Source organism: Tistlia consotensis USBA 355 (assembly GCF_900177295.1).
GTDB classification, from domain to species: Bacteria; Pseudomonadota; Alphaproteobacteria; order Kiloniellales; family DSM-21159; genus Tistlia; species Tistlia consotensis.
This window is the reverse complement of sequence record NZ_FWZX01000020.1, coordinates 36,455-57,099: the sequence shown is the minus strand read 5'-3', so window position 1 is coordinate 57,099 and position 20,645 is coordinate 36,455. Positions and strand designations below refer to the sequence as shown.

19 protein-coding genes are annotated in these 20,645 nt (G+C 71.2%); 13 read left to right on the top strand and 6 right to left on the bottom strand.

Going from position 1 to position 20,645, the window contains the following annotated elements; translation table 11 throughout:
- Positions 1-4: 4 nt before the first annotated feature.
- Entirely contained in the window at positions 5-1,021 is a 1,017-nt protein-coding gene (locus B9O00_RS20895; RefSeq protein WP_085124671.1) for a branched-chain amino acid ABC transporter permease, read from the bottom strand.
- A 141-nt stretch (positions 1,022-1,162) separates the two neighbouring features.
- A complete protein-coding gene (locus B9O00_RS20890) occupies positions 1,163-2,506 on the bottom strand; it encodes a substrate-binding protein (RefSeq protein ID WP_179243975.1) in 1,344 nt (447 codons plus the stop codon).
- Positions 2,507-2,756: 250 nt separating this feature from the next.
- Between B9O00_RS20890 and B9O00_RS20885 the strand changes: the two genes are divergently transcribed.
- The 4 genes from B9O00_RS20885 (at position 2,757) to B9O00_RS20870 (ending at position 7,924) form a co-directional block, all read left to right on the top strand.
- A complete protein-coding gene (locus B9O00_RS20885; RefSeq protein WP_085124670.1) occupies positions 2,757-4,403 on the top strand; it encodes a helix-turn-helix domain-containing protein in 1,647 nt (548 codons plus the stop codon).
- Positions 4,404-4,481: 78 nt separating this feature from the next.
- Positions 4,482-4,850 (top strand): response regulator transcription factor, encoded by a 369-nt coding sequence (locus B9O00_RS20880; RefSeq protein WP_085124669.1) that lies wholly within the window; start codon positions 4,482-4,484, stop codon positions 4,848-4,850.
- Between the two features lie 69 nt (positions 4,851-4,919).
- On the top strand, positions 4,920-5,168 hold the full coding sequence (locus B9O00_RS20875) for a hypothetical protein (protein WP_085124668.1): 249 nt from the start codon (positions 4,920-4,922) through the stop codon (positions 5,166-5,168).
- Positions 5,168-7,924 carry a sensor histidine kinase gene (locus tag B9O00_RS20870; RefSeq protein WP_085124667.1) on the top strand — a complete coding sequence of 919 codons (2,757 nt, stop codon included), beginning with the start codon at positions 5,168-5,170 and terminating at the stop codon, positions 7,922-7,924. The genes B9O00_RS20875 and B9O00_RS20870 overlap by 1 nt, the downstream gene beginning before the upstream one ends.
- A gap of 9 nt (positions 7,925-7,933) precedes the next feature.
- Here the strand turns inward: B9O00_RS20870 and B9O00_RS20865 are convergent, their stop codons facing one another.
- From B9O00_RS20865 to B9O00_RS20855, 3 genes are all read right to left on the bottom strand, one after another.
- Complete coding sequence (locus B9O00_RS20865) at positions 7,934-8,071, bottom strand: DUF3096 domain-containing protein (protein ID WP_085124666.1); 138 nt, start codon at positions 8,069-8,071, stop codon at positions 7,934-7,936.
- Between the two features lie 50 nt (positions 8,072-8,121).
- The gene (locus B9O00_RS20860) at positions 8,122-8,709 is read right to left on the bottom strand and encodes an HdeD family acid-resistance protein (protein ID WP_089229755.1); all 588 of its coding nucleotides are present in this window, start codon (positions 8,707-8,709) and stop codon (positions 8,122-8,124) included.
- A gap of 137 nt (positions 8,710-8,846) precedes the next feature.
- On the bottom strand, positions 8,847-9,794 hold the full coding sequence (locus tag B9O00_RS20855) for a LysR family transcriptional regulator (RefSeq protein WP_179243974.1): 948 nt from the start codon (positions 9,792-9,794) through the stop codon (positions 8,847-8,849).
- 156 nt (positions 9,795-9,950) lie between these two features.
- Here B9O00_RS20855 and B9O00_RS20850 point away from each other — a divergent pair, with 156 nt between their 5' ends.
- Genes B9O00_RS20850 through B9O00_RS20810 form a run of 9 tightly spaced genes read left to right on the top strand, consistent with a single transcriptional unit; the run spans position 9,951 to position 19,391 of the window.
- Positions 9,951-11,036 (top strand): class 1 fructose-bisphosphatase, encoded by a 1,086-nt coding sequence (locus B9O00_RS20850; RefSeq protein ID WP_085124664.1) that lies wholly within the window; start codon positions 9,951-9,953, stop codon positions 11,034-11,036.
- Positions 11,037-11,052: 16 nt separating this feature from the next.
- Positions 11,053-11,928 carry a phosphoribulokinase gene (locus B9O00_RS20845; protein WP_085124663.1) on the top strand — a complete coding sequence of 292 codons (876 nt, stop codon included), beginning with the start codon at positions 11,053-11,055 and terminating at the stop codon, positions 11,926-11,928.
- Between the two features lie 41 nt (positions 11,929-11,969).
- Positions 11,970-13,988, top strand: coding sequence for a transketolase (gene tkt / locus B9O00_RS20840; protein ID WP_085124662.1), 2,019 nt, complete (start codon positions 11,970-11,972; stop codon positions 13,986-13,988).
- Between the two features lie 14 nt (positions 13,989-14,002).
- Complete coding sequence (gene fba / locus B9O00_RS20835; RefSeq protein ID WP_085124661.1) at positions 14,003-15,082, top strand: class II fructose-bisphosphate aldolase; 1,080 nt, start codon at positions 14,003-14,005, stop codon at positions 15,080-15,082.
- Between the two features lie 29 nt (positions 15,083-15,111).
- The gene (locus tag B9O00_RS20830; protein WP_085124660.1) at positions 15,112-16,572 is read left to right on the top strand and encodes a form I ribulose bisphosphate carboxylase large subunit; all 1,461 of its coding nucleotides are present in this window, start codon (positions 15,112-15,114) and stop codon (positions 16,570-16,572) included.
- A 35-nt stretch (positions 16,573-16,607) separates the two neighbouring features.
- Positions 16,608-17,027, top strand: a complete 420-nt coding sequence (locus tag B9O00_RS20825; protein ID WP_085124659.1) for a ribulose bisphosphate carboxylase small subunit — start codon at positions 16,608-16,610, stop codon at positions 17,025-17,027.
- Between the two features lie 5 nt (positions 17,028-17,032).
- On the top strand, positions 17,033-17,977 hold the full coding sequence (gene cbbX, locus B9O00_RS20820; protein WP_085124658.1) for a CbbX protein: 945 nt from the start codon (positions 17,033-17,035) through the stop codon (positions 17,975-17,977).
- Positions 17,974-18,663: a ribulose-phosphate 3-epimerase gene (rpe, locus tag B9O00_RS20815; protein WP_085124657.1), complete on the top strand. Its 690-nt coding sequence runs from the start codon at positions 17,974-17,976 to the stop codon at positions 18,661-18,663. Before cbbX ends, rpe begins: the two co-directional genes overlap by 4 nt.
- Positions 18,660-19,391: an HAD-IA family hydrolase gene (locus B9O00_RS20810; RefSeq protein WP_085124656.1), complete on the top strand. Its 732-nt coding sequence runs from the start codon at positions 18,660-18,662 to the stop codon at positions 19,389-19,391. The genes rpe and B9O00_RS20810 overlap by 4 nt, the downstream gene beginning before the upstream one ends.
- Before the next feature lie 171 nt (positions 19,392-19,562).
- Here B9O00_RS20810 and dhaK read toward each other — a convergent pair whose 3' ends face one another.
- Entirely contained in the window at positions 19,563-20,564 is a 1,002-nt protein-coding gene (gene dhaK, locus B9O00_RS20805; RefSeq protein ID WP_085124655.1) for a dihydroxyacetone kinase subunit DhaK, read from the bottom strand.
- Positions 20,565-20,645: the final 81 nt, after the last annotated feature.

Sequence of the window (20,645 nt, the reverse complement as noted above, 5' to 3'; positions counted from 1 at the left end):
CGGCTCAGCCCTCCATCACGCCCTTGCGGCCGAGCAGGCCGCGCGGCCTGACCAGCAGGATCACCACCGCGACGAGGTAGATGATGATCTGATCGATGCCGGGCAGCAGGGACTTGACCTCGGTCATCGAGGCGAAGGACTGCAGGATGCCGAGCAGGAAGCCGGCGGTCACCGCGCCGGGCAGCGAGCCCATGCCGCCGACCACGACGACGACGAAGGACAGCACCAGGAAGTCCATGCCGATGTGGTAGTCCGGCGGCAGGATCGGCGTGTACATGACGCCGGCTAGGCCGGCGACGATCGCCGCGATGCCGAAGACGATGGTGAAGCGCCGCTGGATGTTGATGCCGAGCAGCCCGACCGCCTCGCGGTCCGCCATGCCGGCGCGCACCACCATGCCGAAGGTGGTGAACTGCAGGAAGGCGAAGACGATGGCGATCACGACCAGCGAGAAGCCGAGGTAGATCAGGCGCCACCAGGGATAGATCACCGAGCTGCCGAGGCCGAGCAGGGCGCCGACGTCGGCGCTGCCGGCCACCGTGGCGGGCGCCGGCACCGGCACCGGGTTGGCGCCGAAGAAGTGCTTGACGATCTCCTGCAGCACGATCGCCAGGCCGAAGGTCACCAGGATCTGCTCGGCGTGGCTGCGCTTGTAGAAATGCCGGATCAGGCCGCGCTCCATGGCGAGGCCGATCAGCAGCATGACCGGGATGGCGACCAGGATCGACAGCGGCACGGCGTAGTCGATGATCGCCTTGCCGGTGTCGCCCAGCCAGATCTCCAGATAGGGGATCTGCTTGTAGGCGTCGAAGAAGGTGACGCTCGGGTCCTTCACCTTCATCGACAGGGTCAGCAGCTTCTGCAGCGCGACCGAGCAGAAGGCGCCGAGCATGAAGAGCGCGCCGTGGGCGAAGTTCACCACCCCCAGCGTGCCGAAGATCAGGGTCAGGCCCAGGGCGATCAGCGCGTAGGCACCGCCCTTGTCGAGGCCGTTGAGGATCTGGAGAACGATTGCGTCCATGGCGTCCCGCGTCCGGGTTGTTCCGCTCGACTCTAACCCGGGCGCCGATCGGATCGGAGCCCGATCACCCGAAAACCGGCCGGCCGCCCACGGGCCCGACGATGGCGGACCGGGGCGGCCGGCACGGAGGTTACAAGGAGATCAGACCTTGTAGGGGCCGAGCTCGCCACCGAAGATCTTGGGATCGTAGGTGACCTCGCTCGCCGGCACTTCCTTGATCACCCGCAGCAGGTCGAACTGGCTGCTCGGGTTCTCGTTGCCGCGCACCACCAGGACCTGCTTGAAGCACTGGTGATCGGCGCCGCGGTAGAGGGTCGGGCCGTTGCCCATGCCGTCGAACTGGAAGTCCTCCAGCGCCTTGATGACCTCCGGCGGATAGAAGGTGCCGGCCATCTCGCAGGCGTTGGCGTAGAGCAGGGCCTGGACGTAGCAGGTCTGCGCGGCCTGCGACGGCGGGAAGCCGTACTCCTGGCCGAACGACTTCACGAAGGCCTTCGAGCCCTCGTCCTGCAGCGACCAGTTCCAGTTGGTCGTGCCCAGGATGCCCTTGATCGCGTCGCCGGCGCCGCGCGCCATCAGGCGCGAGAACAGCGGCACGATGATCTCGAACTTCTTGCCGTTGACCATCTTGTCCTTGAGGCCGAACTGCACCGCCTGGGTCAAGGAGTTGACCATGTCCTTGCCGTAGTGGTTCAGGATCAGCACGTCGGCGCCGGAGTTCAGCACCGGCGTGATGTACTGCGAGAAGTCGCCGGCGCCGAGCGGGGTGCGCACGGCGGCGACCGTCTTCCAGCCCATCGCCTCGGTGGTCTCCTTGATCGACTCCTCCTGGGTCCAGCCCCAGGTGTAGTCGGCGGTCAGGTGATAGGCCTTGCGGTCGGTGCCCATCTCTTCCTTGAGCACCGGGCCCAGCGCCTTGCCGGTCATGTAGGCGTTGAAGAAGTGGCGGAAGCCGTAGCGCTTCTTGTCCTTGCCCGTGGTGTCGTTGGAGTGGGTCAGGCCGCACATGAAGATGACGCCCATCTCCTGGGCCAGCGACTGCACGGCGACGGCGACGCCCGAGGACGAGCCGCCCGAGAACATGATGACGCCGTCCTTCTCGATCATGCGCTTGGCGGAGGCGCGCGCCGCGTCGGACTTGGTCTGGGTGTCGCCGGTCACGTAGGTGACCTTCTTGCCGAGCACGCCGTTGCCCTTCAGCGAGCAGGGCTTCATGGTGTTCATCAGGCCGCCGTCGCCCTCGCCGTTGAGGTGCTTGACGGCGAGCTGGTAGGCCTTCAGCTCGTCGGCGCCCTCGTCGGCATAGGGGCCGGTCTGCGGCACGTTCCAGCCGAACACGATGTTCGGGTTGTTGCCCGGATCGTTGCGGAACGTCTCGGCCCAGGCGCGCTTGCGCATGACCATCGGCGCCGCCAGGCCGGCGCCGACCACCAGGCCGCTCTGCAGCACGCGGCGGCGGGTAAACTTACCGTCGAAGATCGGCATCTTTCTTCCTCCCGTTTGAGTGAGCCGAAGGCGGTTCTGCGGCCTCGTTCGCTGCGCGGCCGTCTCGTTCGGTCTGCTGTTATGGCGAACACGCTAAGCTGCTGTGAAAATATGTCAATAAGATACTGGAATTGCTTGCATCTTTTGTAAAACTTCCGCTGTGAAACTTGCTCTCTCTGTCAAGTTGTGACAAGGATGGCCCGGCGCGCCCGCCTCGGGAGAGGGGCGGGGCGGGACGGCGGGAGGAGTCATGACGCGGCAGATGGCCGGCTTCAGGATCCGCGAGCGGCGGCGCGAGCTCGGGCTCAGCCAGGTCGCGGCGGCCGCCGAGATCGGCATCTCGGCCTCCTATCTGAACCTGATCGAGCACAACAAGCGGCCGATCGCCGGCGGCCTGCTGCGCCGCATCGCCGAGGTGCTGGGCCTCGAGAGCGACGCGCTGACCGGGGCCAGCGAGCGCCGCCTGGTCGACGACCTGGTCGAGCTGGCCGCCGATCCCCTGGTCCGCGCGCTGCCCGGCGGCCGGGACCTCGACGAGCGCGCGGCCGGCGACCTGGTCGGACGCCATCCGGGCTGGGCCCAGGCCCTGCTCGGCCTGCACCGTGCCCACCGCGAGCAGTCGCTGGCCGTCTCCGCGCTGTCCGAGCGGCTGCAGCGCGACCCCTTCCTGCGCGACTCGCTGCACCAGATCCTCGGCCAGATCGCGACCCTGCGCTCGACCGCCGAGATCCTGCAGAGCGTCGAGGACCTCGAGCCCGAGGCCCGGCGCCGCTTCACCGAGATCGTCGCCGAGGAGAGCCTGCGCCTGTCCGGCGTCGCCCAGGGCCTCGCCGACTTCCTCGGCAGCGGCCAGGCTGACACGCGGCCGGTGACCGCCGGCGAGGAGGTCGACGACTTCATCATCGAGCGCGGCAACTACTTCGAGGCGCTGGAGGCCGCCGCCGACGAGCTGCGCCAGGCGTTGCGCGGCCGCGGCGACACGCCGATGAGCTCGCTGATCGACTATCTCGGCTCGCGCTTCGACGTCGACGTGGTCAGCCGGCCGCCGCACGAGGTCGTCCGCGCGGCGGAGTCGGGCTACCGCAACCTCTGCCATTTCGACGCGGCGGCGCGCACCCTGGTGTTCCTCGACAACGCCTCGATCTCGACCCGGCGCTTCCAGCTCGCCCGCCTCGCCGCCGAGCTCGGCTGGCGCGAGCGGCTCGAGCGCGAGACCGACGATCCGCGGCTGCCTTCGGACGCGGCCCGCGCCCAGGCCTTCCGGGCGCTCGCCTCCTACGTCGCGAGCGCCCTCCTGCTGCCCTACGAGCGCTTCCACGCCGACGCCGAGCAGGCGCGCTACGACGTCGAGATCCTGCGCCAGCGCTACGACGCCTCCTTCGAGCAGGTCTGCCACCGCCTGGTGACGCTGCGCCGGCCGGGCCGCGAGGGCGTGCCCTTCGCCTTCCTGCGCGCCAATCCCGCCGGCTTCACGACCAAGCGCTTCCCGCTGCCCGGCCTGCCGCTGACGCGCCACGGCCACGCCTGCCCGCTGTGGGCGATCTACGGCTCGTTCCAGACGCCGGGACGGGTCGTGCGCCAGCTCGCGGCCTTCCCGGACGGCTCGCGCTACCTCTTCATCGCGCGCACCGTCACCAAGCAGCCGGCGACCTTCCAGGAGCAGCCCTTCCTGCACGCCGTGATGCTGGCCTGCGAGGAGATCCATGCCGACCGCACGGTCTACGCCGACGGCCTCGACCTGGCCGCGCCCCAGACGGCGACGCCGGTCGGCCCGGCCTGCCGGCTCTGCCCGCGGCCGTCCTGCCTGCATCGCGCCGAGGCGCCGATCGTCAGCGCGGCCCGCTCGCTGCGGCCGGGGGATGCCCGGAACGAGAACGTTCCGCGGACGGCCTCTTGAGGCTAGACTGCGGCAAAACGCCGAGGACGCGGCCGCCGCGCGGCCGGACCGTCGTGGAGAGCGTGATGGGGGAAACGGGTGGCCGCCACCGTCTTGATCGCCGAGGACGAGCCTAATCTCGTCGAATCGCTGAGCTTCATCCTGCGCCGGGAGGGCTGCGAGGTCTCGGCGGTTTTCGACGGCGAGGCGGTGCTGGAGCGCCTGCGCGACGGCCTGCCCGACGTGCTGGTGCTGGACGTCATGCTGCCCAAGCGGAACGGCTTCGACGTGCTGAAGGCGATCCGCTCGGATCCGCGCCTGACCGGCATCCCGGTCCTGGTGCTGACCGCCAAGGGCCAGGAGCGAGACCGCAAGACCGCCGAGCAGCTCGGCGCCGATGCCTTCGTCACGAAGCCCTTCTCCAACCGGGACGTGGTCGACCGCATCAAGCGCCTGGCGGGACTCTGAGGACACGGCCTCGTGGGGACCGATGCCATGAGAGTGCTGCCATGAGACCGCTGCCATGAGACCGCTGTCATGAGACCGCTGCGCCGGGGCGGAGACAGCGTGCTGGCGCTCCTCGTGCTCGGCATCTGGCTGCTGATGCCGCCGGTCATCTCGCTGTTCGTGCGGCCGGCCGAGCTGTTCGGCGTGCCGGTTCTGGTGCTCTACCTGTTCGGCGTCTGGCTGCTGCTGATCGTCGGCACCGCCGTGCTGGCGCGCCGCCTGCCGCCCGACCAGGGCCATCTGCCGGGCCTGCCCCGGCGTCCCGACGAGTCCGACTGATGCTCTCGGCCAACGTCGTCCTCTTCACCGCGCTCGCCTATGTCGCGCTGCTCTTCGTCGTCGCCTTCTTCAGCGACCGGCGGGCGCGGCGCGGCTGGCTCGGCCTGGTCCGCTCGCCGATCGTCTACACCCTGTCGATCTCGGTCTACTGCACCTCCTGGACCTTCTACGGCGCGGTCGGCTCGGCGGCGCGCAACGGCCTGGAGTTCGCGACCATCTACCTGGGGCCGACCCTGGTCTTCGTCGGCTGGTGGTTCCTGCTGCGCAAGCTGGTGCGCATCGGCCGGGTGCACCGCGCCTCCTCGATCGCCGACCTGATCTCCTCGCGCTACGGCAAGTCGATGTCGCTCGCCGTGCTGGTCACGGTCATCGCGGTGATCGGCACGACGCCCTACATCGCCCTGCAGCTCAAGGCCGTGACGACCTCCTTCCAGGTCGTCGCCTCGACCACCCACACGGCGCTGCTCGGCATCCCCGAGGCCGACCTCGACCTCCGCACCGGCTTCTGGGTCGCGGTCGGCATGGCGGTCTTCACCATCCTGTTCGGCACCCGCAACATCGACGCCAACGAGCACCATCACGGCGTCGTCGCGGCGATCGCGCTCGAGGCCCTGGTCAAGCTCTTCGCGCTGATCGCCGTCGGCCTCTACGTCGTCTTCGCGATCGGCGGCGGCGTCGGCGAGGTCTTCGCGCTGCCGGCCAGCGCCAAGGTGCTCGGCGCCGAGGTCTTCGGGCCGCGCTGGGTGGCGCTGACCTTCCTGTCGGCGACCGCGATCGTCTGCCTGCCCCGGCAGTTCCAGATCACCGTGGTCGAGAACGCCGACGAGGAGCACCTGAGGACGGCGGCCTGGCTGTTCCCGCTCTATCTCTTCCTGACCTGCCTCTTCACCCTGCCGATCGCGATCACCGGCCTGGCCACCATGCCGGCCGGCTCGAATCCCGACATGTACGTGCTGACCCTGCCGATGCTGCACGACCGCAGCGCGCTCTCGCTGCTGGTCTTCATCGGCGGCTTCTCCTCGGCGACCTCGATGGTCATCGTCGCCTCGATCGCGCTGTCGATCATGGTCTCCAACCACATCGTCATGCCGATCGCGCTCCGCCTCGCCTGGCTGTCGCGCGGTGTCAGCGGCGACGTCAAGTCGCTGCTGCTGGTCAGCCGACGCATCTCGATCGCCCTCATCCTGTCGCTCGGCTTCGTCTACTTCGTGTTCAGCGCCCACTCCGACGCGCTGGCCAAGATCGGCCTGATCGCCTTCGCCGGCGTCGCCCAGTTCCTGCCCTGCCTGATCGGCGGACTCTACTGGCACCGCGCCTCCAAGGGCGGCGCCTTCGCCGGCCTGCTGATCGGCTTCGTGACCTGGGCCTACACCCTGCTGCTGCCCAGCTTCGAGGGCGGCGCGGTGCCGGCCAGCCTGTTCAGCGACGGCCCCTGGGGCATCGCGCTGCTGCGGCCCGAGGCACTGTTCGGCGCCGGCGGCATGGACCCGCTGGTCCACGCCCTGTTCTGGAGCCTCAGCCTCAACGCCGGCCTGTTCGTCTTGATCTCGCTGATCAAGGACCAGAACCCGCTGGAGCGGCTGCAGTCGACGCTGTTCGTCGACGTCTTCCGCAACCCGGCCGACAAGGAATCGCGCTTCATCCATCGCTCGGCGGCGATCGACGACCTCTTCGTCCTGGCCCAGCGCATCCTCGGCGCCGAGCAGGCCTACCTGCTGTTCCGCGACTACGCCCGGCGCCAGGGCATCGAGGAGGGGCTGCCGCGGCCCTCGACCGAGTTCATCGCCCAGCTCGAGCGCCAGTTCGCCGGCTCGATCGGCGCCGCCTCGGCCCGGGTCATGATCTCCCAGGTGGTGACCGGCGAGACCATCAGCCTCGGCGAGATGATGCGCCTGGTCGACGAGACCCAGCAGGTCATCGAGTACAGCCAGCAGCTCGAGCAGAAGTCGCAGCAGCTGCAGGTCACGGCGCGCCAGCTGCGCGAGGCCAACGAGCGCCTGCGGCTGCTCGACGCCCAGAAGGACGACTTCCTGAGCCAGGTCAGCCACGAGGTGCGCACGCCCATGGCCTCGATCCGCTCCTTCTCCGAGATCCTGCTGGAGACCCGGGACCTGGAGAGCGAGCAGGCGACGCGCTTCCTGTCGATCATCCACGACGAGACGCTGCGCCTGACCCGCCTGCTCGACGAGATCCTCGACCTCAGCCACCTGGAGCGCGGCGAGCTCGCCTGGAGCCTGCAGCCGCTCGACGCCGAGGCAGTGCTCGACCGGGCGATCGAGACCTGCCGCGGCATGGCCGCCTCGGCCGACGTGCAGCTCGTCGTCGGGCCGCGCGCCGGGTCGGTCCGGGTGATGGGGCACGAGGACCGGCTCAATCAGGTCTTCATCAACCTGATCTCCAACGCCATCAAGCACAACCGCAGCCGGGCGCCGGTCGTCACCGTGTCCAGCGCGATCGCCGAGGGGCGCTACCAGGTGACCTTCGAGGACAACGGCGAGGGCGTGCCCGCCGAGGCCCGGGACCGCATCTTCACCAAGTTCTCGCGCGCCTGGACCCAGTCGCGGCCGCGCGACGCCGGCGCCGGCCTGGGCCTCGCGATCAGCCGCGCCATCGCCCGCAAGATGCACGGCGACGTCGAGCTGCTGCCGGCCGGGCGGCCGGGCAGCGGCGTCGGCGCGCGCTTCCGGGTCAGCCTGCCGCTGGCCCGCGGCCAGGCGGCGCCGGCCGGCGAGCTGGAGCGGCGCGCGGGCGAGTGACCGGACGGCTCAGTAGATCACCGCCAGTTCGAGCACGCCGACGATGATCAGGTAGATGGCGACGATGTAGGCGAGCAGCGCCGGCCGGATCAGGATCAGGATGCCGGCGATGATCGCGATGATCGGATGCAGCAGGGGGGAGGGCATGGCGGGTCCTTCTCTTCGAACGGCCGGCGGCTGCGGCCGGCGGCGGCGGCTCAGGCGGGAGGCCCGAGCGTGCGGGCGGCCAGCGCGGTCATGACCAGCGCGAGGCCCAGGAAGAAGATCGAGAGGCCGACCAGCAGGCCGATCGCCCAGGCCGCCGTGGCCGGCCAGCCGGCCCAGATCAGGAAGGACAGCAGCAGGTCGACCAGGCCGCTGACCAGCAGCCAGCCCCAGTTGCGCAGGTGCTTCCGGTACTCCAGGGCGACGGCGATCGAGGCCGCTCCCTGGAGCAGCAGCAGGGCGACCACGATCAGCGTCAGGGTCAGGACGCCCTGCAGCGGCGCGATCAGCAGCACCAGGCCGAGCACGATCGCGAGCAGCGAGGTCAGCAGCGACCAGCGATGGCCCGGGCTGTGCCGGCTTCTCGTCAGCACGACCAGGCGCACCGAGCCGCCGACCAGGAACAGCACGCCGATCAGCACGGTGATCGCCAGGGTCGAGAGCTGGGGCAGGGCGGCGGCGGCGAGGCCGAGCAGCATCAGGAACAGGCCCTGGCCGAGATAGAGCTTCCAGTGGGTGCGGATCGCGGCGGCGATCGCCGCGCGCAGCGCCTCCGGGTCTCTCGGGTCGACTCCGCTCATGGCCTTCCGATTCCTTCTGCTGCGACGGGAGCGCCGTTCCGACGGCGCCGGCAGCATGACAGATCATTCGCGACAACGCGCGAGCCGCGCGGTTGTTGCAGGGCTTGGCGCCGCGGGACGGCGCCCGCCCGGGCGCGTCAGTCGCGCCGGGTCGCGACCTCGGGCAGGAAGCCCGCGCCCCGATCGGCGAAGAAGTCCCAGAGCGCCCGGGCCGCCGGCAGCAGGCGCTTGTCGTGGCGCTTGGCGACGAACCACTGGCGCACCACCGGCAGGCCCTCGACGTCGAGCGCGCAGAGCCGGCCGTGCTCCAGCTCCGCGCCGACCGTGTGGCCGGAGATCATGGCGATGCCCAGGCCGGCCATGACCGCCTGCTTGATCGTCTCGTTGCTGTTGACCGCCATGCCGAAGCGCGGTGCGAAGCCGGCCCGGGCGAAGAGGCGCAGGGTCAGGGCGCGGGTGCCAGAGCCCTCCTCGCGCAGCAGGAAGGTCTCGCCGGCCAGGGCCTCGAGCGGCAGGTCCCGGGCCTCGGCCAGCGGATGGTCCGGCGGCGCCACGATGATGTGCGGATGGTCGCCGATCGTCGCCTGGTCGATCTCGAAGTCTTCCGGCGGCCGGCCCATGACCGCGATGTCGAGCTCGTGCTCGCGCAGCGCCGCCAGGGTCTCGCTGCGGTTGCCGACGTCGAGGCGGATCTCGACGCCGGGATGGATCGCGGCGAAGGCGGCGAGGACGCGCGGCGCGAAGTACTTCGCGGTGCTGACCACGCCGACAGCGACGTGACCGCCGCCGGCCCGCTTGAGCAGCGTCAGGGCCTCGGTGCCGTCGCGCAGCGCCTCCTCGATGCGTCGCGCTGTCTCGACCAGCTCGGCGCCGGCCTGGGTCACGGCGAAGCCCTGCGCCGAGCGCTCGACCAGCGGCAACGCCGCCGCCGCTTCGAGCTGCTTCAGCTGCATGGTGACGGCGGGCGGCGTCACGCCCAGTTCCTGCGCCGTCGCGCTGACCGAGCCGCTGCGCTGCAGGCCGGCGAGGGCGCGCAGCTGCTTGAGGGTGACGCTGCGCAGGTCGACTTTTAGATTATCTTTCATCACCAACAGAATATTCAAATTTACTGAAGCCGCCAAGGCCGTCAGCCTCGCTGTCGTGGGAGGGCAGGCCCTCCGACAGGAAAGGCGGCAAGACGACCGCCAATGAACGGCAGCGGGACCCGCGCGGCGGGGCCCGGATGCGGGAGGAGGGCGGCAATGAGCGATCCTGCGACCAATCCTGCGACCGATCCAGCGACCCTGGCCCAGTACCTGGCGGGCTGGAGCGGCGACGATCCGCTGCGCCGGGCGGTCGCGGAGACGGTCGAGGTCCTGGGACAGGCGATCGTCGAGATCGCCGAGCGCCTCGGCCGCGGCGAGCTGGACGGTCCGCTCGGCGGGGCCGTCGGGCGCAACGCCGATGGCGACAGCCAGGCGACGCTCGACCTCCAGGCGCACGAGCTGGTACTGGCCGCCCTCGCCGGCGCGCCGGTCGCCTGGCTGGGCTCGGAGGAGAGCGAGTCGCCGATCGCGCTCAGGCCCGACGCGCCGCTGGCCGTCGCCATTGACCCGCTCGACGGCTCCTCGAACCTCGATACCGACGTCTCGGTCGGCACGATCTTCTCGATCCTGCCGGCCCTGCCCGCGGCGACCCCGACGGCGCTCGGGGGCGCGGCGCGCCATCCGCTGCTGCAGCCGGGCAGCAGCCAGCTCGCCGCCGGCTTCGTGGTCTACGGGCCGCACACGGCGCTGGCCGTGACGCTGGGCGCCGGCACCCAGGTCTTCACCCTCGACCGTGCCGCGCGGACCTTCCGCCGGACCCGCCGCGACCTCGCCATCCCGCTCGGCCGCCGCGAGTACGCGATCAACGCCTCGAACTACCGCTTCTGGGATCCGGCGATCCAGAGCTACATCGACGACTGCATCGCCGGCGCCGAGGGGCCGCGCGGCGAGAACTTCAACATGCGCTGGATCGCCTCCCTGGTCGCCGAGGCCTACCGGGTCCTGCAGCGCGGCGGCATCTTCCTCTATCCGCGCGACGCGCGCCCCGGCTACGGCGAGGGCCGCCTGCGCCTGGTCTACGAGGCCAACCCGATCGCCTTCATCGTCGAGCAGGCCGGCGGGGCGGCGACCGACGGCGTCAGCCCGATCCGCTCGATCGAGCCGCACGCGCTGCACCAGCGCACGCCGCTCGTCTTCGGCTCGCGCGACAAGGTCGAGCGGGTCGCCCGCTACCACAGCGATCCGCCCGGCCTCGGCGAAGCCTCGCCGCTGTTCGGCCGGCGCGGCCTGTTCCGGGCCTGACGGGGAGCGCGAGGGCATGTCGGTCCGCCATCCGATCATCTCCGTCACCGGCTCCTCGGGCGCCGGCACGACCACGGTCAAGCACACCTTCGACCAGATCTTCCGGCGCGAGGACGTCAAGGCGGTGTCGATCGAGGGCGACGCCTTCCACCGCTACGACCGCCTGGGCATGAAGCGCGAGATCGAGGCGCGCAACGCCGCCGGCGACCACACCTTCAGCCACTTCAGCTACGACGCCAACGACCTGGCGGCGCTGGAGAGGGTGTTCCGCGACTACGCCGGGACCGGCTGCGGCCAGACCCGGCACTACGTCCACGACGCCGAGGAGGCGGCGCGCTACGGCGTCGCCGAGGGCTGCTTCACCGACTGGCTGCCCTTCGAGGAAGACAGCGACCTGCTGTTCTACGAGGGGCTGCACGGCGCCGTCTCGACGGAGACGATCAAGATCGCCGACCAGGCCGACCTGAAGATCGGCGTGGTGCCGGTGATCAACCTCGAGTGGACCCAGAAGATCCATCGCGACAAGGCGCTGCGCGGCTATTCGACCGAGGCGGTGACCGACGTGATCCTCAGGCGCATGCACGCCTACGTGCATTGCATCTGCCCGCAGTTCACCAACACCGACATCAACTTCCAGCGGGTTCCGACGGTCGACACCTCGAACCCCTTCATCGCCCGCTGGATCCCGACCGCCGACGAATCCCTGGTCGTGATCCGCTTCCGCAACCCGCGCGGCATCGACTTCCCCTACCTGGTCTCGATGATCCACGACAGCTTCATGTCCCGGGCGAACTCGATCGTCATCCCCGGCGGCAAGCTCGACCTCGCCATGCAGCTGATCCTGACGCCGATGATCCAGCGCCTCGTCGAGCGTCGGCGCCGGGCCGTCTGATGGGGCGTCCGATGCACGTCCGAACCGTAATGGGAGCCGCCATGAGCCTCTATGCGCCAGACCTCGACGCCTTCGACGGCCCGCTCGCCGTGGCCGGCCCGCGCGACGTTGCGAACGCCCTGAGGGCGCTCGCCATGGACGCGGTGCAGCAGGCCAACTCCGGCCATCCCGGCATGCCGATGGGCATGGCCGACGTCGCGACCGTGCTGTTCACGCGATTCGCCAAGCTCGATCCGAGCCGGCCCGACTGGCCGGACCGCGACCGCTTCGTGCTGTCGGCCGGCCACGGCTCGATGCTGCAGTACGCGGTGCAGCATCTGCTCGGCTACGCGGACCTGCCGATCGAGGAGCTCGAACGCTTCCGCCAGCTCGGCTCGAAGACGCCGGGCCATCCGGAGTACGGCCACACCCTGGGCGTCGAGACGACGACCGGCCCGCTCGGACAGGGCCTGGCCACGGCGGTCGGCCTCGCGCTCGCCGAGCGCATGATGGCGGCCCGCTTCGGCCGCGGCCTGGTCGACCACCACACCTGGGTGATCGCCGGCGACGGCTGCCTGATGGAGGGCATCAGCCACGAGGCGATCGACCTCGCCGGGCACCTGCGCCTCGGCCGGCTGGTCGTGCTGTGGGACGACAACGCGATCTCGATCGACGGCTCGACGAGTCTGTCGACCTCGACCGACCAGCTGGCGCGCTTCCGCGCCGCCGGCTGGCAGGTCGCGCGGGTCGACGGCCACGATCCCGAGGCGGTCGCGGCAGCCCTGGAGCGCGCCCGGCGCAGCCAGCGGCCGTCGCTGATCGCCTGCCGCACGATCATCGGCTACGGCGCCCCCGGCAAGCAGGGCACGGAGGCGACCCACGGCGCGCCGCTCGGCGCCGACGAGGTCGCCGCGGCCCGCGACCGGCTCGGCTGGCCCTGGCCGGCCTTCGAGGTGCCGGAGGCGATCCGCGACGTCTGGCGCGCCGCCACGCGGCGCGGCCGCGACGCCCGCGAGGCCTGGCAGGCTCGGCTGGCCCGCTCGCCGCGCCGCGCCGACTTCGAGCGGACCGTCGCCGGCCGGCTGCCGGACGAGGTCGGCGAGGCCCTGACCGGACTGCGCCGCCGGCTCGCCGACGAGAAGCCGGCGCTCGCGACCCGCAAGGCCTCCGAGCTGGCGCTGGCCGCGATCAACGGCGCGACCGACCTGACGGTCGGCGGCTCGGCGGACCTGACCCACTCGAACCTGACCATCACCAAGGGGCTGGAGCCGGTCGCGCCGGGCCGCTTCGCCGGCCGCTACCTGCACTACGGCGTGCGCGAGCACGCCATGGCGGCGGTCATGAACGGCCTGTCGCTGCACGGCGGCTTCATCCCCTACGGCGGCACCTTCCTGGTCTTCTCCGACTACGCCCGCGGCGCGATCCGCCTGTCGGCCCTGATGGGCCGGGGCGTGGTCTACGTGATGACCCACGACTCCATCGGGCTCGGCGAGGACGGCCCGACCCACCAGCCGGTCGAGCACCTGGCGATGCTGCGGGCGACCCCGAACCTGGCGGTCTACCGCCCGGCGGACGCGGTCGAGACCGTCGAATGCTGGGAGCTCGCGCTGGCCGATCGCAAGCGGCCCTCGGTGCTCGCCCTGTCGCGCCAGGGGCTGCCGGCGCTGCGCACCGAGGCGGACTCCCCCAACCGCTCGGCGCGCGGCGCCTATCTTCTGCGCCAGCCCGAGTGGGGCCGAGACGTGACGCTGCTGGCCACCGGCTCCGAGGTCGCGATCGCGCTCGCGGCCGCCGAGCTGCTGGCCGCCGAGGACATCGCCGCGGCCGTCGTCTCGATGCCCTGCTGGGAGCGGTTCGAGGAGCAGGACGAGGCCTACCGGGCCCTGGTCCTGGGCAATGCGCCGCGCGTCGCGGTCGAGGCCGCGGCCCGCTTCGGCTGGGACCGCTGGCTCGGCGAGGGCGGCCGCTTCGTCGGCATGCCGGGCTTCGGCGCCTCGGCGCCGGCCGGCGCGCTCTACCGCCACTTCGGCATCACCGCGGAGGCGGTCGCCGAGGCCGCCCGCGGCCTCTGCCACGCCTGATCGAGGAGGACGCCATGGCCCGCATCACCCTGCGCCAGCTGCTGGACCACGCCGCCGAGCACGGCTACGGCGTGCCGGCCTTCAACATCAACAACATGGAGCAGGCGCTGGCGATCCTGGCGGCCGCCGAGGCGGTCGAGGCGCCGGTCATCATCCAGGCCAGCCGCGGCGCGCGCAGCTACGCCAAGGACGTCATGCTGGCGCGCATGGTCGATGCCCTGGTCGAGCTCTACCCGGGCATCCCGCTCTGCCTGCACCAGGACCACGGCAACAGCGAGGCGACCTGCCTCTCGGCGATCCGCCACGGCTTCACCTCGGTGATGATGGACGGCTCGCTGAAGGCCGACGGCAGGACGCCGGCCGGCTACGAGGAGAACGTCGCGATCACGGCGCGGGTCGCCGAGCTGGCGCACGCGGTCGGCGCCTCGGTCGAGGGCGAGCTCGGCGTGCTCGGCTCGCTGGAGACCGGCGAGGGCGACCAGGAGGACGGCCACGGCGCCGCGGGCAAGCTGGCCCGCGAGCAGCTGCTGACCGACCCCGACCAGGCCGTCGACTTCGTCGCCCGCACCCAGGTCGACGCCCTGGCCATCGCCATGGGCACCAGCCACGGCGCCTACAAGTTCTCGCGGCGGCCGGACGGCGAGATCCTGGCCATGGACGTCATCGAGGCGATCCACCAGAAGCTGCCGGACACGCACCTGGTGATGCACGGCTCCTCCTCGGTGCCCCAGGCCCTGCAGGACCTCTTCAACGCCTACGGCGGGGAGATGCCGCAGACCTGGGGCGTGCCGGTCGAGGAGATCGTGCGCGGCATCCGCCACGGCGTGCGCAAGATCAACATCGACACCGACTGCCGCCTCGCGATGGCCGCCATGTTCCGCAAGGTCGCCAGCGAGAACCGGGCCGAGTTCGATCCGCGCAAGTTCCTGAAGCCGGCGATGGAGGCGATGTCCGCGCTCTGCCGCGAGCGCTTCGAGCAGTTCGGCGCCGCCGGCCGGGCCGGGAAGATCAGGCCGCTGCCGCTCGACGAGATGGCCCGGCGCTACGCCGCCGGCGCGCTCGCCCCGCGGGTCGCCGCGGCCCGCGCAGCCTGACAACGACTTCGAGAAAGCGAGGAAACACCATGGACGACCGAGCCAGGACCGTCACCGGCAAGGACCGCTACAAGTCCGGTGTCATGGAATACAAGAAGATGGGCTACTGGGAGCCCGACTACGAGCCGAAGGAGACCGACGTCATCGCGGTCTTCCGGGTCACGCCCCAGGACGGCGTCGACCCGGTCGAGGCCTCCGCGGCGGTCGCCGGCGAGTCCTCGACGGCGACCTGGACGGTGGTCTGGACCGACCGCCTGACCGCCTGCGAGAAGTACCGGGCCAAGTGCTACCGGGTCGACCCGGTGCCCGGCGCCGAGGGCCAGTACTTCGCCTACATCGCCTACGACCTGGACCTCTTCGAGCCCGGCTCGATCGCCAACCTGACCGCCTCGATCATCGGCAACGTCTTCGGCTTCAAGCCCCTGAAGGCGCTGCGGCTCGAGGACATGCGCCTGCCGACGGCCTACGTGAAGACCTTCCAGGGCCCGGCGACCGGCATCGTCGTCGAGCGCGAGCGGCTCGACAAGTTCGGCCGGCCGCTGCTCGGCGCCACGGTCAAGCCGAAGCTCGGCCTGTCCGGGCGCAACTACGGCCGCGTCGTCTACGAGGCCCTGAAGGGCGGGCTCGACTTCACCAAGGACGACGAGAACATCAACTCGCAGCCCTTCATGCACTGGCGCGAGCGCTTCCTCTACTGCATGGAGGCGGTCAACAAGGCCCAGGCCGAGACCGGCGAGATGAAGGGCACCTACCTCAACGTCACCGCGGCGACGATGGAGGAGATGTACGAGCGCGCCGAGTTCGCCAAGGAGATCGGCTCCTGCGTCGTCATGATCGACCTGGTGATCGGCTACACGGCGATCCAGTCGATGGCCAGGTGGGCGCGGCGCAACGACATGATCCTGCACCTGCACCGCGCCGGCCATTCGACCTACACCCGGCAGAAGAGCCACGGCGTCTCGTTCCGGGTGATCTCCAAGTGGATGCGCCTCGCCGGCGTCGACCACATCCACGCCGGCACGGTGGTCGGCAAGCTGGAGGGCGACCCGGCGACGACGCGCGGCTACTACGACATCTGCCGCGAGGACTTCAATCCGATGCGCCTGGAGAACGGCATCTTCTTCGACCAGCCCTGGGCCAGCCTCAACAAGCTGATGCCGGTCGCCTCGGGCGGCATCCACGCGGGGCAGATGCACCAGCTGATCCACCACCTGGGCGAGGACGTGGTGCTGCAGTTCGGTGGCGGCACGATCGGCCATCCGATGGGCATCGCCGCCGGCGCCACGGCCAACCGGGTCGCGCTCGAGGCGATGATCCTGGCCCGCAACGAGGGCCGAGACTACCTGGCCGAGGGCCCGGAGATCCTGGCGGCGGCGGCGCGCCACTGCACGCCCCTGGCCGCGGCGCTGGAGACCTGGAAGGACGTGACCTTCGACTACGCCTCGACCGACACGCCCGACTTCGTGCCGACCGCCACGGCGGCCGAGTGACGCCCGCAACGGCGCCCGTACCAGGGAGAGACCCCATGAGACTGACCCAAGGCACCTTCTCCTTCCTGCCCGACCTGACCGACGCGCAGATCGCCCGGCAGGTCCAGTACGCCCTCGACCAGGGCTGGGCCGTCAACATCGAGACCACCGACGACCCGCACCCGCGCAACACCTACTGGGACCTCTGGGGCCAGCCGATGTTCGACGTCGCCGACGCGGCCGGCGTCATGCTGGAGCTGGCCGAGTGCCGCAAGGTCTTCGGCGAGCGCTACATCCGCCTCTCGGCCTTCGACGCCAGCCACGGCTGGGAGACGATCCGCCTGTCCTTCATCGTCGGCCGGCCGGCCGAGGAGCCGGGCTTCCACCTGGTCCGTGAGGAGGCTGAGGGCCGCCGCCTGCGCTACACGACGCGCAGCTACGCGACCGAGCGGCCGGCCGGCCAGCGCTACGGCTGACGGCCATGGCGGGCGAGGCGGCCAGGGAGGAGCCGGTCGAGGCGGCGGAGACCGCCGTCGACCTCAGGCGCGAGTTCGAGGAATCCGGCGTCAAGGCGGTGCTGGAGGAGCTGGACCGGACGCTGGTCGGCCTCGCACCGGTCAAGCGGCGGATCCGCGAGATCTCGGCGCTGCTGCTGGTCGAGCGGGCGCGGCGCCGGCTCGGCCTCGCCCACGAGGCGCCGAGCCTGCACATGTCCTTCACCGGCAATCCCGGCACCGGCAAGACGACGGTCGCGCTCAGGATGGCCGAGCTGCTGCACCGCCTCGGCTACGTCCGCAGGGGCCACCTGGTCAGCGTCACCCGCGACGACCTGGTCGGCCAGTACATCGGCCACACGGCGCCCAAGACCAAGGAGGTGCTGAAGAAGGCGATGGGCGGCGTGCTGTTCATCGACGAGGCCTACTACCTCTACCGGCCGGAGAACGAGCGCGACTACGGCCAGGAGGCGATCGAGATCCTGCTCCAGGTCATGGAGAACCAGCGCGACGACCTGGTGGTGATCCTGGCCGGCTACGCCGACCGCATGGAGCGCTTCTTCGCCAGCAACCCCGGCTTCCGCTCGCGCATCGCCCACCACGTCGACTTTCCCGACTACGGGGACGGCGAGCTGCTGGCCATCGCCGAGCTGATCCTGGAGCGGCAGGGCTACCGCCTGGCGCCCGAGGCGCGGGCGGCGCTCGAGCGCTACATCCCGCGGCGCCGGACCCAGCCGCACTTCGCCAATGCCCGCTCGATCCGCAACGCCCTCGACCGCGCCCGCCTGCGCCAGGCCAGCCGCCTGTTCGAGACCGCCGAGGGGCCGCTCGACGCCGCCGCGCTCTCCACCCTCTCGGGCGGGGACATCCTGGCCAGCCGGGTGTTCGGCCTTCCGGAGGAGCGGATCGGGGACGGGGAGGGCGGGTCGTGACCCGGCCGCTGCTGCTCGCGCCCTCGCTGCTCTCGGCCGACTTCGCCGAGCTCGGCCGGGAGCTGGCCGACGTCGAGGCGGCCGGCGCCGACTGGATCCACCTCGACGTGATGGACGGCCACTTCGTGCCCAACATCACCTTCGGGCCGCCGGTCGTGAAGGCGCTGCGGCGGCATTCGGCGAAGACCTTCGACGTGCACCTGATGATCGAGCCGGCCGATCCCTATCTCGCGGCCTTCGCCGAGGCCGGCGCCGACGTCATCACGGTCCATGCCGAGGCCTGCCGGCACCTCGACCGGACGCTCCAGGCGATCCGCGACCTCGGCCGGAAGGCGGGCGTGTCGCTCAACCCGGCGACGCCGGAGAGCGTGATCGAGTACGTCCTCGACCGCCTCGACCTGGTGCTGCTGATGAGCGTCAATCCGGGCTTCGGCGGCCAGGCCTTCATTCCGGCGGTGGTCGAGAAGCTGCGCCGCGTGCGATCGCTGATCGGCAGCCGGCCGATCGAGATCGAGGTCGACGGCGGCGTCGCGCCCGAGACCGCGCCGCTGGTCGTCGAGGCCGGTGCCAACGTGCTGGTCGCCGGCTCGGCGGTCTTCAAGGGCGGCACGCGCGAGGCCTATGCCCGCAACCTGGCGGCCCTGCGCACCGCTGCCGAGGGCGCCCGCCGGCGCAGCGCGGCATGAGGCCCCGGGCGCCCCTGGAAGCGCTGATCTTCGACGTCGACGGCACGCTGGCGGAGACCGAGGAGCTGCACCGGCGCGCCTTCAACGCCGCCTTCCGGGCCTGGGGCCTGCCCTGGTCCTGGAGCCGCGAGCGCTACCGGGCGCTGCTCGCCGTCACCGGCGGCAAGGAGCGGCTGCTGCATTTCCTCGAGACCGACCGGCCGGCCGCCGCCGAACGCGGCCGCACCCTGGTCGCCGAGATCCACGCTGAGAAGACCGCGCGCTACCACGCCCTACTGGCCGCCGAGGGCGGCGCCCTGCGCCCCGGCGTGCGCCGCCTGCTCGGCGAGGCCCGTGCCGCCGGCCTGCGCCTGGCGGTCGCGACGACGACGACCCCGGCCAACGTCGAGGCGCTGATCCGCATCGCCTTCGGCCGGCCGGCGACGGCGCTCTTCGAGGTCGTCGCGGCGGGCGATGCGGTCGCCCGCAAGAAGCCCGATCCCGAGGTCTACCGCCTGGCCCTCGGCCGGCTCGGCCTGCCGGCCGGGGCCTGCCTCGCCTTCGAGGATTCGGCGAACGGACTGAAGGCGGCACTCGGCGCCGGGCTGGCGACGGTGGTGACGCCAGGGCTCTATACGGACGGCCAGGACTTCGTGGGGGCGTCGCTCGTCGCGCCCTCGCTGGAGGCGGTGGGGCTGGGAGAGCTGGAAGCGCTGGTCCCGGCGCAAGCCGTTGTGGGCCTCGCGTAGCGTACCCCTCACCCTCCCACGCTTTGCGTGGGCCCCTCCCTCTCCCCGAAGGGGCGAGGGATTGAACAGGGCGCTCAGGTGAACCCTCGCCCCTTGGGGGAGAGGGAGGGGCCCGCGGCCGTCAGGCCGTGGGAGGGTGAGGGGTGACGCGAGTCCTGACCGCTCGGACCCTCACATGCCCCAGCGCAGCGCCGCCGTGTGCACCGGCGCGTCCCAGAGGTCGAGCAGCGCCTCGTCCATCCGGGTCAGGGTCAGGGAGCAGCCGGCCATGTCGAGCGAGGTGCAGTAGTTGCCGACCAGGCTGCGCGCCACGGCCAGGCCGCGGTCCTCGCAGAGCCGGCGGGCCGCCTCGTACATCAGGTAGAGCTCCATCTGCGGCGAGGCGCCCATGCCGTTGAGCAGCAGCAGCAGCGGCTCGCCGGGCTTCGGCCCGGTCGATTCGCAGATCGCCGAGACCATCGCCTCGGCGATCTCGTCGGCCGGCATCAGCGGCACGCGGCGCCGGCCGGGCTCGCCGTGGATGCCGACGCCGAGCTCCATCTCGTCCTCGCCGAGGTCGAAGGTCGGCCGGCCGGCCGCGGGCACGGTGCAGCTGGTCAGGGCGACGCCGAGGCTGCCGGTCGCCTTGTTGACCCGCTCGCCAAGCGCCTGGCAGGCGGCGAGGTCCGCGCCGCGCTCCGCGGCGGCGCCGACGATCTTCTCGACGATCACCGTGCCGGCGACGCCGCGGCGGCCCTGGCTGAAGGTCGAGTCCTCGACGGCGACGTCGTCGTTGGTCAGCACGGTCGCGACGCCGCCCGGCGCGTCGGCCAGCATCTCGGCGGCCATCTCGAAGTTCATGACGTCGCCGGAATAGTTCTTGACGACGAACAGCAGCCCGCCGCCGGCGTCGGCCGCCTGGGCGGCGGCCAGCATCTGGTCCGGCGTCGGCGAGGTGAAGACCTCGCCGGGGCAGGCGGCGTCGAGCATGCCAGCGCCGACGAAGCCGGCGTGCAGCGGCTCGTGGCCCGAGCCGCCGCCGGAGACCAGCGCGACCTTGCCGCGCGCCTTCGGGGTGGCGCGCAGGACGTACTTCGGGTCGAGGCTGACCGCGACGAGGTCGGCGTGCGCCGCGCCGAAGCCCCGCAGGCTCTCGCTCAGGATGCCGTCGATGCCGTTGATCAGTTTCTTCATGGGCTGTTTCCCCCTGGGCGGTGCCTTCACGCTTCGTGGTTCGACAGGCTCACCATGAAGCGACGGACAAGGTCGCCCCCG

Bases quoted from the DNA above. Each gene is read 5' to 3' on its own strand.
- B9O00_RS20895 (WP_085124671.1), bottom strand. From the start codon at position 1,021: ATGGACGCAATCGTTCTCCAGATCCTCAACGGCCTCGACAAGGGCGGT.
- B9O00_RS20890 (WP_179243975.1), bottom strand. From the start codon at position 2,506: ATGCCGATCTTCGACGGTAAGTTTACCCGCCGCCGCGTGCTGCAGAGC.
- B9O00_RS20885 (WP_085124670.1), top strand. From the start codon at position 2,757: ATGACGCGGCAGATGGCCGGCTTCAGGATCCGCGAGCGGCGGCGCGAG.
- B9O00_RS20875 (WP_085124668.1), top strand. From the start codon at position 4,920: ATGAGACCGCTGCGCCGGGGCGGAGACAGCGTGCTGGCGCTCCTCGTG.
- B9O00_RS20870 (WP_085124667.1), top strand. From the start codon at position 5,168: ATGCTCTCGGCCAACGTCGTCCTCTTCACCGCGCTCGCCTATGTCGCG.
- B9O00_RS20865 (WP_085124666.1), bottom strand. From the start codon at position 8,071: ATGCCCTCCCCCCTGCTGCATCCGATCATCGCGATCATCGCCGGCATC.
- B9O00_RS20860 (WP_089229755.1), bottom strand. From the start codon at position 8,709: ATGAGCGGAGTCGACCCGAGAGACCCGGAGGCGCTGCGCGCGGCGATC.
- B9O00_RS20855 (WP_179243974.1), bottom strand. From the start codon at position 9,794: ATGAAAGATAATCTAAAAGTCGACCTGCGCAGCGTCACCCTCAAGCAG.
- B9O00_RS20850 (WP_085124664.1), top strand. From the start codon at position 9,951: ATGAGCGATCCTGCGACCAATCCTGCGACCGATCCAGCGACCCTGGCC.
- B9O00_RS20845 (WP_085124663.1), top strand. From the start codon at position 11,053: ATGTCGGTCCGCCATCCGATCATCTCCGTCACCGGCTCCTCGGGCGCC.
- tkt (WP_085124662.1), top strand. From the start codon at position 11,970: ATGAGCCTCTATGCGCCAGACCTCGACGCCTTCGACGGCCCGCTCGCC.
- fba (WP_085124661.1), top strand. From the start codon at position 14,003: ATGGCCCGCATCACCCTGCGCCAGCTGCTGGACCACGCCGCCGAGCAC.
- B9O00_RS20830 (WP_085124660.1), top strand. From the start codon at position 15,112: ATGGACGACCGAGCCAGGACCGTCACCGGCAAGGACCGCTACAAGTCC.
- B9O00_RS20825 (WP_085124659.1), top strand. From the start codon at position 16,608: ATGAGACTGACCCAAGGCACCTTCTCCTTCCTGCCCGACCTGACCGAC.
- cbbX (WP_085124658.1), top strand. From the start codon at position 17,033: ATGGCGGGCGAGGCGGCCAGGGAGGAGCCGGTCGAGGCGGCGGAGACC.
- B9O00_RS20810 (WP_085124656.1), top strand. From the start codon at position 18,660: ATGAGGCCCCGGGCGCCCCTGGAAGCGCTGATCTTCGACGTCGACGGC.
- dhaK (WP_085124655.1), bottom strand. From the start codon at position 20,564: ATGAAGAAACTGATCAACGGCATCGACGGCATCCTGAGCGAGAGCCTG.